14 protein-coding genes and 3 tRNA genes are annotated in these 15,826 nt (G+C 51.5%); 11 read left to right on the forward strand and 6 right to left on the reverse strand.

Annotated features, from left to right (window positions below; genetic code table 11):
• Positions 1–548: 548 nt before the first annotated feature.
• Entirely contained in the window at positions 549–1,190 is a 642-nt protein-coding gene (locus VAE48_RS04680; RefSeq protein ID WP_322792162.1) for a corrinoid protein, read from the reverse strand.
• 137 nt (positions 1,191–1,327) lie between these two features.
• On the opposite strand from VAE48_RS04680, the gene VAE48_RS04685 reads away from it, so the two are divergent.
• Positions 1,328–1,756, forward strand: coding sequence for a GNAT family N-acetyltransferase (locus tag VAE48_RS04685; protein ID WP_322792163.1), 429 nt, complete (start codon positions 1,328–1,330; stop codon positions 1,754–1,756).
• A gap of 5 nt (positions 1,757–1,761) precedes the next feature.
• Here VAE48_RS04685 and VAE48_RS04690 read toward each other — a convergent pair whose 3' ends face one another.
• Positions 1,762–3,102 (reverse strand): ABC transporter permease, encoded by a 1,341-nt coding sequence (locus tag VAE48_RS04690; protein ID WP_322792164.1) that lies wholly within the window; start codon positions 3,100–3,102, stop codon positions 1,762–1,764.
• Between the two features lie 30 nt (positions 3,103–3,132).
• On the reverse strand, positions 3,133–3,825 hold the full coding sequence (locus VAE48_RS04695) for an ABC transporter ATP-binding protein (RefSeq protein ID WP_322792165.1): 693 nt from the start codon (positions 3,823–3,825) through the stop codon (positions 3,133–3,135).
• 255 nt (positions 3,826–4,080) lie between these two features.
• On the opposite strand from VAE48_RS04695, the gene VAE48_RS04700 reads away from it, so the two are divergent.
• Positions 4,081–4,494 (forward strand): DUF3828 domain-containing protein, encoded by a 414-nt coding sequence (locus VAE48_RS04700; RefSeq protein ID WP_322792166.1) that lies wholly within the window; start codon positions 4,081–4,083, stop codon positions 4,492–4,494.
• A gap of 200 nt (positions 4,495–4,694) precedes the next feature.
• Positions 4,695–4,892 (forward strand): hypothetical protein, encoded by a 198-nt coding sequence (locus tag VAE48_RS04705; RefSeq protein ID WP_322792167.1) that lies wholly within the window; start codon positions 4,695–4,697, stop codon positions 4,890–4,892.
• A 72-nt stretch (positions 4,893–4,964) separates the two neighbouring features.
• Here VAE48_RS04705 and VAE48_RS04710 read toward each other — a convergent pair.
• Positions 4,965–5,048, reverse strand: a tRNA-Leu gene (locus VAE48_RS04710).
• A gap of 189 nt (positions 5,049–5,237) precedes the next feature.
• Between VAE48_RS04710 and VAE48_RS04715 the strand changes: the two genes are divergently transcribed.
• Complete coding sequence (locus VAE48_RS04715; protein WP_322792168.1) at positions 5,238–7,643, forward strand: ExeM/NucH family extracellular endonuclease; 2,406 nt, start codon at positions 5,238–5,240, stop codon at positions 7,641–7,643.
• 14 nt (positions 7,644–7,657) lie between these two features.
• On the opposite strand, the gene VAE48_RS04720 is transcribed toward VAE48_RS04715, so the two are convergent.
• Entirely contained in the window at positions 7,658–8,356 is a 699-nt protein-coding gene (locus VAE48_RS04720) for a lysophospholipid acyltransferase family protein (RefSeq protein ID WP_322792169.1), read from the reverse strand.
• Between the two features lie 350 nt (positions 8,357–8,706).
• Between VAE48_RS04720 and VAE48_RS04725 the strand changes: the two genes are divergently transcribed.
• The 5 genes from VAE48_RS04725 to VAE48_RS04745 all read left to right on the forward strand — a co-directional run bounded on the left by VAE48_RS04725 (position 8,707) and on the right by VAE48_RS04745 (position 10,915).
• Positions 8,707–9,003 (forward strand): hypothetical protein, encoded by a 297-nt coding sequence (locus VAE48_RS04725; protein ID WP_322792170.1) that lies wholly within the window; start codon positions 8,707–8,709, stop codon positions 9,001–9,003.
• Between the two features lie 138 nt (positions 9,004–9,141).
• Positions 9,142–9,229 (forward strand) — tRNA-Ser (locus VAE48_RS04730).
• Between the two features lie 27 nt (positions 9,230–9,256).
• Positions 9,257–9,351, forward strand: a tRNA-Ser gene (locus VAE48_RS04735).
• 252 nt (positions 9,352–9,603) lie between these two features.
• Entirely contained in the window at positions 9,604–10,692 is a 1,089-nt protein-coding gene (locus VAE48_RS04740; RefSeq protein ID WP_322792171.1) for a sulfite exporter TauE/SafE family protein, read from the forward strand.
• Between the two features lie 4 nt (positions 10,693–10,696).
• Positions 10,697–10,915, forward strand: coding sequence for a heavy-metal-associated domain-containing protein (locus VAE48_RS04745; protein ID WP_322792172.1), 219 nt, complete (start codon positions 10,697–10,699; stop codon positions 10,913–10,915).
• Here the strand turns inward: VAE48_RS04745 and VAE48_RS04750 are convergent.
• The gene (locus VAE48_RS04750; protein WP_322792173.1) at positions 10,912–12,384 is read right to left on the reverse strand and encodes a B12-binding domain-containing radical SAM protein; all 1,473 of its coding nucleotides are present in this window, start codon (positions 12,382–12,384) and stop codon (positions 10,912–10,914) included. The two genes, VAE48_RS04745 and VAE48_RS04750, sit on opposite strands and share 4 nt — an antisense overlap.
• A 216-nt stretch (positions 12,385–12,600) precedes the next feature.
• On the opposite strand from VAE48_RS04750, the gene VAE48_RS04755 reads away from it, so the two are divergent.
• A complete protein-coding gene (locus VAE48_RS04755) occupies positions 12,601–13,218 on the forward strand; it encodes a ribonuclease H family protein (protein WP_322792174.1) in 618 nt (205 codons plus the stop codon).
• A gap of 54 nt (positions 13,219–13,272) precedes the next feature.
• Entirely contained in the window at positions 13,273–15,819 is a 2,547-nt protein-coding gene (locus VAE48_RS04760) for a GAF domain-containing protein (RefSeq protein WP_322792175.1), read from the forward strand.
• Positions 15,820–15,826 lie beyond the last annotated feature (7 nt).

Genomic DNA, 15,826 nt, shown 5'->3' on the forward strand with positions numbered 1-15,826 from the left:
CGAGCCCCTCCGCGCCCACCTGACAGCACCCCATAACGGGGGTGTTTTTTTTAGGCTCGGGCGTCCCCATGGGGGGATGTTATTCGAGCCCCTCCGCGCCCACCTGACAGCACCCCATAACGGGGGTGTTTTTTTCAGGCTCGGGCATCCCCATGGGGGGATGTTATTCGAGCCCCTCCGCATCCACCTGACAGCACCCCATAACGGGGGGTGTTTTTTTCAGGCTCGGGCGTCCCCATGGGAGGATGTTATTCGAGCCCCTCCGCACCCACCTGACAGCACCCCATAACGGGGGTGTTTTTGTCAGGTTCGGGCGTCCCCGCAAAGTCCAGCAGTTCTTGGGTCTCTGATCTTGGCTGGTTTGTCCTGGAAATGGGCTATATTATACATATCGGGCATTTGGGATGCTCCGGCTTTTCCATGTTAGACGTTTTTAGGGACCTTCAATCTACCGCTTTTCCATCCCGCAATCATGGTGTTTCCCCTTTTTTGGATTTCAACACCTTGAAAATACCCCTTTACGGTTTATCTCTTGTTTCATTTAACCTTTAGGAAATTCCCATCAGCGATTTTGCCAGCATTACCGCACGACTGGCATCTGGGGCGTAGCCATCTGCTCCAATCTGACGGGCAAATGTTTCGGTAACCGGCGCCCCGCCAACCATGACTTTGACCTGTCCTCTCAACCCGGCTTGCTGCAATGCCTCTATCGTATTTTTCATGTTCGGCATGGTTGTAGTCAACAAAGCCGAAAGCGCCACCAGCTGAGCGCCGCTGGATTGAACTGCCTCAACAAAACGCTCTGGTGGAACATCCGTACCCAAATCAATAATTTCAAAGGCTGCCCCCTCCAGCATCATGCACACCAGATTCTTGCCGATATCGTGCAAATCCCCCTTTACTGTGCCAGCCACCACCTTACCCGTCGGTGTAACATCTGCCTGCACCAGTTTGGGTTTCAGCAGGCTCAGGCCGGTCTGCATGGCGCGCGCTGCCACCAGCATTTCCGGCACAAAGTATTCCCCTTCTTCAAACAAAAACCCCACCTGTTCCATCGCCGGCATCATCGCTTGCTTAAGAATAATCTCGGCTTCTACATCCTGTTCCAGCGCGCGCTGAACCGCCTCGCGAGCTGCCAGCTGGTCGCCTTCCAGAATTGCCTGATAAATGGATGAGAGCAGGCTTTGCATTCCTTTCTTCCCTCCGCTCCGTAGTCTCAATTCCCCATTTATACCCCAACATGGCCGCGAAGAAAACCATTCACCAAAAATCGGTTAAAATTGGCAGGCAATCATACCAAAACCCGAAATTTGGATGAGGATAAACGATGGAAATTTCTCTTGTTTCTCAGGTATCAGAGGAAATTGAGGAAGCATTCAAGCAGTTGGTTCCCCAGTTAAGTAGTTCGGCAGAGATTCCCACCCTTCAGCAAATTCAAGAAATTGCGGAAAACGAATCCTTGTTCATTGCCCGCGACCCGGAGCAGGGAGGCAAAATTGTCGGCACACTCACGCTGGTTACCTTTCGCATCCCCACCGGTGTTCGCGCCTGGATTGAAGATGTGGTTGTGGATGAAAGTGCGCGCGGCAAAGGAATTGGCGAGGCACTCACCCGCGCTGCTTTGGAGCGTGCCCGTCAGTTGGGTGCAAAAACGGTGGACCTGACCAGCCGACCCAGCCGCGAAGCTGCAAACCGTCTCTATCAACGGGTAGGTTTCGAACTGCGCCACACCAATCTTTACCGCTACAACCTGTAAGAAAGTCATTCGTGCCGCAAGGCATCCAGCGGCTGCATAGAAGCGGCCCGAATGGCAGGATATATACCCGAAAGAACCCCCGTCAGGGCGGTAAATACTATTGCAAAAACAACCAGCCAAGGCGGGATGAGCAAAGTTGTACCGCCGTTCAAACCCGGAATGCCGATGCCCGGCATGGAGACGAATCCATCAATCTGGCTCAATACCCCGGCGCCGCCTTGGGTAACTACTGCACAGAGGGTCACCGCCAAAAGTGCCCCCAATATGCCGCCCATCAGCCCCAACGCGCCTGCTTCAGCAAGGAATAGAGCCAGGATGTCGGAATTCTTTGCCCCCAGTGATTTGAGCAAGCCGATTTCCCGCGTCCGCTCGTAAATTGCCATCAGCATGGTATTGCTGATACCGAAAGCGGAAATCAATAGGGCAACTGCTCCGATACCCCCCAGCATCCACTGTAGAGAAACAAAGAAGCGGTTGAATTGCTCAATCACCTTGCGAGGCGCATCCACCTCATAGCCGGCTGAGGTCAGCGCCTGATCCAGTTCAGCAGCGCTGGCAGCATCCGCCATTTTGATAACGATTTGGTCATATCCTTCCACTTCGCGGCGGATGTTCTTCCCGGTCAGCCAGCGGGTCCAACGTTCCACCTCACTCAAAGGATAATAGATCATATAATCGCTGGCTCCCCCCGTTTCTGCCAGCACCCCCCTCACCTGAACCCGCAAATGGCGCACGCCGGCTTCGGCGGCTTCAACTTCATCGTTCGTTTGAATCGTGCGTTGAATGGTTAAGTCCACCCATTCCCCCAACAAATCCAATTGAGGTTGTACCGGCTGGCGCTTGCGCAAGTCAAACATATATTCGCACACCTTTGGGCCAATCACAACTTGACCAGCCGTAATAACCATTTCGCCGCGCGCGAGGGGGTACCCCAGTGAGGCCAACCGCGATGGTTCAACTCCCACTACCACCACATTTGATTCCATGTTCTTGTAACGTAAGTAGGCTGGCGAACTTTTGAGAAAAACCTGTGGCGACGCTTCCACCACTGTAGATGACGCACGAATTTTTTCAACCAGTTCAGGATTAAGCAAAACATTCTGACAACTTTGCGGCCTTTCTCTGAGCGGCAAGGTGCAGGCAGCTGGCACACGCACAGTCAGGGTCGTCAAATCTCCAAGATTACCGATACTCTCCATCAGATTTTTCTGCATGCCCAGTCCCAGGGCAATTAACAAAATGATCGCCATACTGCCGATCAGCACACCGCCAATCGTCATCAGCACCCGGGTCTTCCTGCGCCAAAGATTACCGTGAACCAGATAGATCAAATCAAAGAAAGTCATTGTTGACCACCTTTTTCAAAAAAAAACGGCTCACCCGCTTTCGACGATTCGACCATCCTGCAAGCAAACATAACGGTCAGTTTGTTGAATCAAATTCATATCATGCGTGACCATCAGCACAGTCACTTTTTGAGTGTCGGTAAGCTCTTTCAAGAGGGCCACCACTTCCTGGCCGGTGCGACTGTCGAGATTACCGGTCGGCTCATCCGCCAGCAATAAAATGGGCTGGTTCACCAGGGCTCTGGCAATGGCCACGCGTTGCTGCTGTCCACCCGATAATTGAGCAGGCCTGTGGTTGGTACGCTCGGCCAAACCTACTTTTGCCAGTAATCTCAAGGCAACTTCCCGGCGGACGGAGCGGGCTACCCGGTTAAAAATCATCGGAATCTCCACATTTTGCCAGGCAGTCAGAGAGGGGATAAGATGAAAGTTCTGGTAAATAAATCCGATTTTTCGGCAGCGAAATTCTGCCAGCTGATTTTCATCCTGCCGGGTTAGGTTTTTGCCCGCCACAACCACCTCCCCCCGGCTGGGGCGGTCCATTCCCCCAATCAAATACAACAATGTGGATTTACCAGAACCTGAAGTTCCGCATATTCCAAAAAACTCTCCCGGGAAAATTTTTAAATTCACCCCGTTTAAAGCCCTCACCACCTCATTACCCATCCGGTAATGACGGTGCAGGTCATATATGCAGATAAGTGGTTCGATTTGATCCGCCATACGGCCACCTTTTTACCATTTGGCTGCACAGCACTCTCCACCTGTGAGCGTACCAAATAACAAACAAAAAACATCCTTTTTCAGGACGGTATTCCCCCTGGTCATCTGCATTAATCCAGCCCGATCTTTTGGTGCAGTTTTTCACTAATCTAACAGGCAACCAAAATCCGCTAAGCGGTGGATGCCATCTTGGAGGAACATCATTATAAGAGAAATGGACATTTCGAAGGTCAAATCAGAAAAAGGAGCAAATTCATGAAAATCAAACCATTTCTTGTAGCAGGAGCAATAATTCTCACGCTGCTGATGAGCGCATGTGCTAAAAGCAACAATTCCAGCAGCACCGGCCAACCTGCCGTCCCTCCTGAAAAGGTCGTGGATGGGTTTTATACCTCGTACCTGCAGGCCTGGCCGCCCACACCCTTCAACGAAATTTCCCAACTCAGTCCTGAATTTTCTAAGAGTCTGGACAAAAAACAACAGGAGGGAATGTTTATCGTTCCATTCATTTGCGCTCAGGATTATCCCGAGAAAATGGAAATCCAGTCTTCACAAGTGGACGGCGATACGGCCAGAGTGACCGTTAAGTCGAGTTTTGGTAACACCATTGAGTTAACCTTGAAAGTAATCAGCGGCGAGTGGAAAATTGACAATGCTGTCTGCAAGTGAAAGCCGGCATCTCAACGAATGCAGCGGTTACACCCATTCAATATCCAATCGAAAGCTTGAAATGTTAAACCGGACAGGGTACAATAGAAATACAGAAGAAAAACATTAAACTGCACATTCCAGAGGCTCCACGCCCTGTCGTCACTTGACAGAGCCGTTCGCAAACCCGAACGGCTCTGTTTTTATCGAAGGAGGTTACCATGTTCTGCCTTGAACTGACCCGCGAAGAACGCGATTTGCTCATTCAGGTACTTGAGTCAAGTTTAGACGATGTCCGTACACAACTGATTGCGGCGGATAATATGATGTACAAAATGATGCTGCGTAAACGAAAAGAAATCATTGCCCGCCTGCTGGAAGAATTGAACAAACAAGAACAACTACCGCTTGCAGAATGAGGGACTCGCCGGATGCTGGCAAAATCAAAAAACCCGCGCACATCTTTTGCGCAGGTCATCCAGAATTATGTGTAGGGCGGGTGGGACTTGAACCCACAAGGTGTCACCACCGGCGGATTTTAAGTCCGCTGCGTCTGCCTGTTCCGCCACCGCCCCACTTACTGTTTATATTGTATCCAAATATCTCACCCCGTCAAGCATTCTTGATTCAAGATTTTATCCATCTTCTGTAATCCGCTCCCGCAAACATCCTCTATAATCAAAACAAATCATTTTTTTCCTGTGGACTTATCCCTTTTGCGCAAGGCTGAGTCTATTCTCCTCATCATTTCTTTGATTTCAGGCATGGTCTGCATCCGCCCCGCAGTCGTTAATGCCGCTTCCGAGGCCATCATCATCAGTCAAATTTACGGTGGCGGTGGCAACAGCGGAGCACAATACAAAAATGATTACATCGAATTATTCAACCGCGGCACAACGGCGGTCAGCCTGATTGGATGGAGCGTGCAGTACGCCAGCGCCTCCGGAAACACGTGGCAGGTTACACCACTCAGCGGCGTTCTTCAACCCGGGCAATATTATCTCATTCAACAGGCCAGCGGTAGCGGGGGAATACTGGACTTACCCGCGCCCGACGCAATCGGTTCGATAGCCATGAGCGCCACCAGTGGTAAGGTCGCTCTGGTCAACAGCCAGACTGCGCTCAGCGGCGCATGCCCGGCCAGCGTTTCAATCATAGATCTGGTCGGTTATGGCCCGGCAAATTGCTATGAAGGCAGACCGGCCTCAAGTATGAGCAACACGTCCGCCGCCAGACGAGCACAGAACGGCTGTCAGGACAGTGATGACAACCTGGTGGATTTTTCCATTGCCGCCCCTTCTCCGCGAAACAGCACATTTACCGCTGCGGACTGCTCGATTGTTCCTCAAATTATCCCCATTTACACCATTCAGGGAGAAACAGAAAGCAGTCCGCTGGAAGGGGATATCGTTACCACAAGCGGGGTGGTCATTGGCGACTTTGAAGGCAGCGACAGCCTGCGTGGGTTTTATTTACAAGACCCCATCGGGGACAATAACCCGCTTACCTCGCACGGGATTTTCGTCTATCGCGGTGATTCGGCCGATTCGGTTCAAATCGGGCAAACGGTTCGGGTCAGCGGAACCGTTCGTGAGGCATTCGGTCAAACTCAACTCGACCTGAGCGAAATGATCATTCTGGACAGCGAGTTTACCAGCATTCAACCGATCAGCGTCAGCCTGCCTTTCAGCAGTTCAGCCGAACCCGAGCGCTACGAAGGCATGCTGGTGCGCTTTGACCAGACACTGACCGTGACCGACACCTATTTCCTGGGGCGTTTCGGTCAGGTAACGCTTTCCAGCGGGGGGCGTCTGTACCAGCCCACCCAGCTCACCCTGCCCGGCGAAAGCGCCATATTCCTTCAACAAGCCAACGACCTGAACCGCATCCTCCTCGATGACGCGTCACAAGTCCAAAATCCCGACCCGATTCCGTTTGGGCGCGGCGGGCAGCCCCTCACGGCAGAAAACACCCTGCGCAGCGGTGATACGATTAGCAGTTTAAGCGGGGTGATGACTTATACCTGGGGCGGCCATTCAGCCAGCCCAAACGCGTGGCGCATTCGCCCGATTGGCGCCATGGCATCTGACCTGCCCAACTTTCAACCCGCCAATCCGCGCCCCACTGAACCGCCTGTGATGGAAAGCCGCCTGCGAATTGCCAGCATGAACACCTACAATTACTTCAACACCTTCACCAATTGCCGTGCCGGGTTAAATGGCGCAGCGGTTGCCTGCCGCGGCGCAAATTCGCCAGTAGAATTTGAACGGCAGGCCACCAAACTCGTTAGCGCACTGCGCGCGCTGGATGCCGATGTAATTGCCTTGATGGAAGTTGAAAACGACGGTTACGCCGCCGAAAGCGCGCTGGCCAACTTGACCATGCGCCTGAACGATACGATGCCGCCTGAAAAGCAATATGCCATTGTTGATGTTGACTCCGCCAGCGGTAAAATCAACGCCCTCGGTACCGATGCCGTCAGGGTTGCCCTGCTCTACCGCCGCGCAGTGGTTACACCTCTGGCAACCGCCGTGTTGGACAGCCGTGCTTTTGTATATGGGGGCGACTCCAGCCCGCGCAACCGGGTCTCCTTGCTTCAAGCCTTTGCCGAAAACTCGACCGGCGAGCAGTTTTTGGTCAACGTCAACCACCTCAAGAGCAAAGGCAGTCCCTGTGATACTCCGGATGCCGGGGATGGGCAGGGAAACTGCAGTGTGGTCAGGCTCAACGCCGTCCGCGAGCTGGTGAACTGGCTCAAAACTGCGCCAACCGGCATCAGCGATCCCGATATTCTCATCCTCGGAGATTTGAATGCTTATGCACGCGAAGATGCGCTGGCCTGGTTGGAGCAATCCGGCTATACGAATTTAATCCCGTATTTTAACGGCTTGCAAAGTTACTCGTATGTATTTGAGGGACAGGCCGGCGCTCTCGATCACGCTCTGGCTTCGGCAACCCTGGTCAGCCAGATCAGCGCTGCCGCTGAATGGCACATCAACGCCGATGAGCCTGTTGTACTGGATTACAATCTGGAATATAAATCTGCCGGGCAACAGGACATCCTCTATGATCCTGACCCCTTCCGCTCCTCGGATCATGACCCGCTGATAATTGGGCTAAATCTCAACAGCCGGCAGTGGTCTATCTACTTGCCGATGATCTCGCGCTAATTCCCGACTTCCGTTTAGAACGATTCGGTGAGCGGGGTGAGCGGATTAAAGCGCTGATTCATGCGAATCTCGCTTTCGTGGGCCAGTTCAATGATGTGATGCATGACCGTCTCAGCCGCTGAGCGTACCAGCGGACGGTTTTCAACATCACCCCGAAAGTAAAGCGGTCTGCCAACCGTCAGGTTGTACGGCCCGCGAATGTACCAACGCCCGTATTCAACCCTTCCGCGTACGGTCGAACGGATGGTATGAACACGTTCCCACTGCAAATGAACTCCCACCGGGATGACGGGTGCGCCGCTCGCCAGCGCCAGGCGGGCAACTCCGGTGCGCGGCTTTTCAAAGCCGCCCCCCTCTGGGCTGAGCGCTCCTTCGGGGAAGATGATCACCGTCTTGCCATCCGCCAGCCGCTCCAAAGCGGTATCAATGGCTTGCTGTCCCTGTCCGGCTGCCACGGGAATGTGACCCGAACGGCGTAAGTACTCTCCCAAAATGGGTACCTGAAACAGCAATTCATTAATCAAAATAAACGACTGCTGCCCGACCATTGCAGCCACATAAAATGGATCGGTGGTTGCCGGGTGATTGGCAGCAATAATTTTCGGTCCTGCTGGCAAAGGATGATGTTTGAAAACATCCATTTTTAACATGGTGCCCGTATAAGTACGCACCACCGGGCGGGAGGCCCAGTACATCAATTGGTCCGAAAGCATGGAAAAACCTCAGTTAATGATTGCGGTTGGGGAAAAACGAAGTATTCGATCAAGATGTTGGAATTGTACTTCTCTCATTCAATTGTCACATCCCCCTCAGGGTAGATCAGGGTCACAGATCAGGTCACACATAACCCTTTCAGCCAAAGCATGGGATGTGACCCGCGGACTCTGTTTCAATGAGTTTGGGAGTGCACTGATTCAAACCCAATCGTACCCCAATAGTTACGCTTTCCGGTGTAGTTTTCTGTTTTGCAAGGTCAACGCACTGGATTATTCAATCCACCCAGTTTCCAATCCGCTTTGATTTTGGGGTATATTAAGGACAAGTCTTTACCCGGGAGGTTGACATGGAAAAAAGGTTTCAGTCGCTGCGAGTCATTGCCACCCTGTTCAAGATCCTGGCAGTTGTGATTGTGATCGCTGCCATCATCGCGGCTGTGGTCGGGGTGGTGTCATTTGCAATGAGTCACCGCGGGATGGGTCTGGTACGTTTGGGTTTGTTTTCCGGGATCAATTTTCTGATCGGTGGCTTGATTGGCGGTTTGTTTTTCTACGGTTTTGGTGAATTAATCTATGTGCTGCTGGCCATTGAGGAAAATACCCGTGCCGGCCGTCTTCCACCCGCTCCACCCCAATCCCAATAATCCTGCCAACCCGCTGGACAGGTTTTTTTCGATATTCGCCGGGATGATTTTCGCAAGCAACAGGTCGGCGCAATTTCTTGTATAGGGCAGATTTAATATGATAAAATGAAGCCTGCTGGAGGGACAACCTCCAATTTCGGAGGGATGGCCGAGTGGTTTAAGGCGCCTGTCTTGAAAACAGGTGTGGGGCAACTCACCGTGGGTTCGAATCCCTCTCCCTCCGCCAGAGATTTCTATCTCGCGTTAACAAATTGGGGAGGTGCCAGAGTGGTCGAATGGGGCCGCCTGCTAAGCGATTGTCGGGGCTATAAACCTCGACCGCGGGTTCGAATCCCGCCCTCCCCGCCAGCATAATCTTCGCCCGCCCGCCCCCATGAGGGGGTGATATTCGAATCCCGCCCTCCCCGCCAGCATAATCTTCGCCCGCCCGCCCCCATCAGGGGGTGATATTCGAATCCCGCCCTCCCCGCCAGCATAATCTTCGACCGCCCGCCCCCATCAGGGGGTGATATTCTTAAAACTAAAAATCGGACAAAAAATTCCTTATTTGTGGTATATTGTTTCCACATTCTTCATCAAATCGAATTTCAGGTAGATTTAATGACCAACATTCTGCTTGCCTTTATCACAGGTTTGACCACCGGCGGATTAAGTTGTCTGGCTGTGCAGGGCGGTTTGTTAGCCAGCTCGCTTGCGAACCAGATAGAAAAAAACATTCAACAGACGCCTCAAAAACAGCCCAAAAAGCATCCAAACCGGCAGGCACACCCTCAACTGGCGCGTCCGATTCTGATTTTTTTACTTGCGAAGTTGATTGCCTATACCGGCCTGGGTTTTTTGCTCGGTCTGGCAGGGCAATTATTCCAGCTTTCCCCAATCAGCCGCGCCGTTCTGTTGATCGGAATTGGCATTTTCATGCTCGGCTCTGCCTTACGCATGTTGAATGTTCACCCCATTTTTCGTTTTTTTGTCATTGAACCGCCCGCATTTCTCCGCCGCTGGCTGCGCAGAAAAGCCAATCAGACTTCCGAATCCTCCTGGTTAACCCCTGCCTTTCTTGGAGCCTTCACCATCTTGATCCCCTGTGGAGTCACTCAGGTTATGATGGCTGCCGCCCTGGCTACTGCTAATCCCATAGAAAGTGCGGCACTGATGTTTGCCTTTACTTTGGGTACTTCACCGCTCTTCTTTGCTGTGGCTTACTTTACCACTCAAATTGGTGCTCGTTTGGAAAAGTACTTCCTTCGCTTCGTTGCTGTCATCGTTTTGATACTGGCAATTGTTACCATTGACAGTGGAATCGCTCTGGCAGGCTCGCCCATCTCAATCACCCGTTGGTTTAACCAAACCATCAACACCAACCCGACTCCCTCGTTAGTCCAATTTGAAAGCGATCTTTCCAGCGAGAACTCCGACACCCAGCTGATTACCATCCGGGTACGTAATGAAGGTTATGAACCCGCACTCATTCATGCCCGAGCGGATGTGCCCACCCGCTTGCGGTTAATCTCCAAGGATGTTTATTCCTGTTCGTTAGCCTTTACGGTGCCTTCTTTGGGAATTCAGGAATTATTGAAACCCACCGGGAGGATGGAAATTGAAATTCCCCCGCAAAAAAGCGGAACGCGGCTGGTTTATACCTGCTCAATGGGGATGTACGGCGGCGTGATCATATTTGAGGATGTATAGTCCCATGAAAAAGAAACTTTCCCTCAAAATAACCGACATGCAATGTCCCAATTGTGCAATGAAATTGGAGAGCATCGAAGACCGCCTGGCAGGAGTAATCAAAGCCGAAGCCAGTTATCATCGGGCAACCTTAATAATTGAATTTTTTGACGATCAAATCACCGAAGATCACATTCTGAACGAAATACAGCGGCTGGGTTACCGGGCTATACCGGATGCTTAACTGCTGCCATTGACCTGTCGAAAGTGGTAACCGTAGATGGCAAAGGTAATTGCCAGCGCAAATTTTCGCGGATACCTGAACAGCGTCCAGAAAAACAACCGCCAGTATTCCCTTCTTTCCTTCCCGGTAATCCCCAAACGCCATATCGAGGAGAAGAAGGCATAAATTTCCTCAAAATGAATCGCAACATTCAGGCGCGGGGGATTGTACATTTCAAGAAAAGTCCGCACGCGCTGGTAAAAGTTATGCGGGCTGTATAATTCATCCATCAACTGCTGATATCCCTTCCGTAAGGTTTCAAATCCCATTTTCGGAAGAATATTGGTCGAACCGTCCGTGTTGTTACCGGTCATATCCTGCAACAAGCGGCCTTCTCTTTCCATGCGCTCATAAAGCCGAGTGCCATAAGGTGCCTGCAGCATTCCCACCATAGCCGTAATAATCCCGCTTTTCTGGATAAATTCCAGCTGCTGTTGAAAGATAGTGGGACGGTCACTGTCAAAACCGACAATAAAGCCTCCCATGACCTGTAAGCCAAACCGCTGCAGGCGCTGTACACTTTCCACCAGATTGCGGCGCAAGTTCTGTCCTTTATGGCATTCCGCCAGACTTTCTTCCGCCGGCGTTTCAATACCCACAAAAACCGAGGTAAAACCGGCATCAACCATCATCTTCATCAATTCCGGGTCATCTGCCAGATTGATGGAAGCCTCGGTAATGAAGTAACAGCCTTTCTTTCCCTTTCGCCAGCGAATGAGCGCCGGTAGAATTTCTTCTTTGAGATCCTTACGGTTACCGATGAAATTGTCATCCACAAAAAAGATATTTCTGCGCCAACCCAGCGCGTACATCTTATCCAGCTCGGCAATGATTTGAGCAGCCGTTTTGGTTCGCGGACGGTGTCCCAGCATTGCCGTTACATTACAAAAATCACAGTTGAACGGGCAGCCGCGCGAATACTGAATACTGAGCGAATCATAATAGCGGGTATCCACCAGCTCCCATAACGGGACAGGCGATTGGGTCATATCCGCAAATTCCTCACTGGCATAGACGCGTTGAAGAGAACCCTTCTCTAAATCCTGCAAAAAGAGCGGTAAGGTCAGCTCACCTTCGTTAAGCACAAAATGATCCACTTCGCCAAACTTGTCCCATTCACCCAAAAAGAGCGGCCCACCCGCCACAACCGTTTTTCCGGCCAGTTTACAGCGGTGAATCACGTCATAGGCAGAATCTCTTTGCACCACCATCGCTGAAACGAACACCATGTCCGCCCAGGCAATATCCTCATCATCAAGGTGGTTGGTGTTGAGGTCAATAATGCGTTTCTCCCAGGCTGGCGGAAGAAGCGCCGCAATGGTGACCAATCCCAGCGGCGGCGAGGATGCTTTTTTTCGAATGAACTTTAAAGCATGTCTGAAAGACCAAAACGTATCGGGAAATTGCGGATAAACGAGTAAAGCATTCATTATTAAGTCCTCTGAAAAAATTAATCCTCCATCGCAGTATATCCATTCTTAAACGACCTGTAATGTGCTTCAAGTCACACTTTATTCAACGGATTTCAGGGAGAAGTCATATCACCGGCGCAGAATGAGCCTTCTTGCTGAACCGGGAAAACCAGCAGATGAGAAAAATTTGCAGGCAACAAATCATCTGAGACATTTCCAGTATAATCCTAAGAAATGTCGAAAAAAACCTTTTACGTCGTCTGGAAAGGACGCAAGACCGGTATCTTTGACAGCTGGCAAGATTGCGAGGCCGCCGTCATTGGCTTTCCGAATGCGGAATTTCTCTCTTTTGGAAACCTCAAAGCAGCGCAGGCTGCTTTGAGGTTTCCTTCGCGGAAAAGTTTTCAAGCCAGCCGTTTCACGCAGTCCGCTCTGGTAGTCCCCCCGCCAATTGCAGATAGTTATTGTGTGGATGCCGCCTGCAGTGGTAATCCTGGTCTTTTGGAATACCGCTGTGTGCACACCACCAGCGGCAAAGAACTGTTCTATCAAGGTCCATTCGAAAACGGCACCAACAACATCGGTGAATTTCTGGCAATTGTCCACGCGCTGGCGCTCCTTAAGAAAAAGGGCATCACCAGTCCAATCTACACCGACTCTGAAATCGCGCTCCAATGGATAAAAGACAAGAAATGCAAAACCAAACTTAAGAAAGACGACCGAAACGCACCTTTATTTGATTTAATTGACCGCGCCGAAATGTGGTTGAACGAAAATTCTTTTGAAAATCCTCTCCTGAAATGGGATACCGAGAACTGGGGACAAATACCAGCAGATTTTGGGCGAAAATAATTCAAGCAATGTTATGATTAAGTTGACTGGATTGTCCTTTATTTTCAACCTGAAATGAAAACCCGTCCTTCTACCGGCCCCAATCCTTTGGAATCGCTTTCCCCAACTCTGCTGGAGCTGGTTTTTTCCCAAATCCCCATCGGTGTTGCCATCTTCGATGCCCGCTTTCGGCTGGTGCGCTGTAACCCCACTTTTGCTCTGATGGCTGAACGTTATACCTCCCTTACCCCGGACGAGTTAAAACCCGGTGTGTGCCTGCCGGATTTTAGACCCGGGCAGCGCGGCTTCTTCGATCTTTCACTTGATGAGGTCTTCAGAGGCAAGACCCTGCAGGTGAATGCCTTCCCCGTTGAAAACGGCGGAATGCTTTCTTACTGGGATGCTGTGATTGCTCCCATTTTTCAAGACGAACAGGTAATTGGCATTGTAAGTATCCTCAGTGAGGCCACTGAGCAGAGACTGACCCAGGAAACTGAACGGGAAACGCAGAAGGCGTTGAAGTCGCTGGTGCAAAATGCCCGCCGTTTTGCCCTTTACCGTATTGAACTCGACCCGCGTAAACCATTCGGCGGTAAAGTGGTATTTGTCAGCCCATCGCTTAAGGAAATTGTCGGGATTGTTGATCCAACCCGTTTTGAGAATTGGTTCGAGAATATTCATCCGGAGGATTTGCCTCGTGTGCGCGAGGCCAACCGCCGCTCGACTCAATTCGGTGAACCCTACAACCAGATCACCCGCGTCTTTCACCGGCAGAAAAAAGATTGGGTATGGATTCAAACCATTTCCAATCCGCAGCGCGATGCAAGCGGCCGCGTTACCCATTTCGACGGCATGATCATTGACCTGACCGATCAGGTCACCCTGCAGGAGTCGGTACGTCGTCAGGCGGTTGCCGAAGGCTTGCGCGAAATTCTGCGCCTGATCAATTCTAATCAGCCGCTGAGCGAAATCCTGCAAGTCATTGCCCGTCAGGCAAAAGAATGGCTGCAGGCTGATTCGACCATGATTCGGCAAACCTTTGTGGAAGAAAACCGCGTGCGCACGGTTGCCCAGTGTGACCTGCCTGCCGACTTTGACATCATTTCGGAAACCCCTTTCTATCAGGGGTTGACGGATCAGGCCCTCATGGACGGCGATGTGGTGATCATTGAGGACATTCCAGCTGTGTACACACCCCGGCTGGCACGGGAGGATTCAGCCCAAGACCCGTTACTGGCTGCCGGTCTTGCAGCAACCGCCAGGCATTATCATAGCCTGTTGAAAACACCGCTTTTCATCCGTGGGCAGATTTTTGGCGCAATCACCTTCCATTTTGCCCAGCCGCGTAAATTCAGTGAAGAAGACATCCAGCTGGCGCGCATACTTTCCGATCAAACTGCGCTGGCAATCGAAAATGCCCGTCTCTTTCAGGTTGCGGAACGCCGTCGCCGGGTAGCAGAAAGCCTGCGCGAAATTCTTTCAATCCTGAATACCGAACGCCCCCTCGATGAAGTCCTGAATGTCATCGTCACTCAGGCTCAGCAACTGTTAGAGGCAAAGGCTGTAGCCGTTCACCGTCTCGATGCGGACAAGAAGTTGCTTATTCCTGAGGCTTCAGTTGGGCTTTCTCCGGAATACATTGCCTCCATACATTTACCTCTCGGACAGGGCGCCTTAGGTAAAGCAGTTCTGACCCGTACTCCGGTTCAGGTCAACGACACGACGGCAGTGTTTTCCGGAAACACGGTACATTCCTCAGAGGGCGAAACCATTCAACTGGATTCCCGGCTGGTTTCCAAATTACAACAGTTTCCGGATCGTTATGGTGCTGTTCTGGCGGTACCGATGGTGATCAAATCCCAAATTTACGGCGGGCTTGCCCTGTATTATGCCAAACCACGCAACTTTTCACCGGAAGAGATAGAGCTGGCCGTTACCTATGCCGACCAGGCTTCGCTGGCAATTGAAAATGCCCGTCTTATCCAACAAGTTAAAGAAACCGCCGTTCTGGAAGAACGCAGCCGGCTGGCACGAGACCTGCATGATGCCGTCACCCAAACCCTGTTCTCCACCACCCTGACTGCCGAAGTGCTGCCCCGCATTTGGGAGAAAAATCCGCAGGAAGGTCAGAAAAAACTGGAAGAGCTACGCGAATTAACCCGCGGCGCTCTGGCGGAGATGCGCACGCTGCTGGTGGAGTTGCGGCCAACTGCCATGCAGGAAGCCGAATTAAACGATCTGATTCGCCATTTGGGTAACGCCTTCATTGCACGCGCGCGCATTCCCCTCTCTTTGACCATTGAAGGCAACCGCCCTCTGCCGCTGGATGTCAAAGTTGCCTTTTACCGTGTGGCTCAGGAAGCCCTGCACAACATTGCCAAGCATGCCGAAGCCACTCAGGCATGGCTGAGCCTGATCTACACTGAAGATGGGCTGCAATTAACTGTCCGGGATGATGGCATCGGTTTTGACCTTCAAAAACTCAAACCCGATCATTTTGGGTTGGGTATCATGCGTGAGAGGGCCTTACAGGCAGGCGCTCAATTTTCTGTGGAGAGCCAACCGGGAAATGGGACAACCATCACCCTCTACTGGCAGTCTACTGATATTCAAACCAATTAGGGAGGAA

The sequence above is a fragment of the Bellilinea sp. genome (genome assembly GCF_034432615.1).
Taxonomy (GTDB): Bacteria; Chloroflexota; Anaerolineae; order Anaerolineales; family Anaerolineaceae; genus Bellilinea.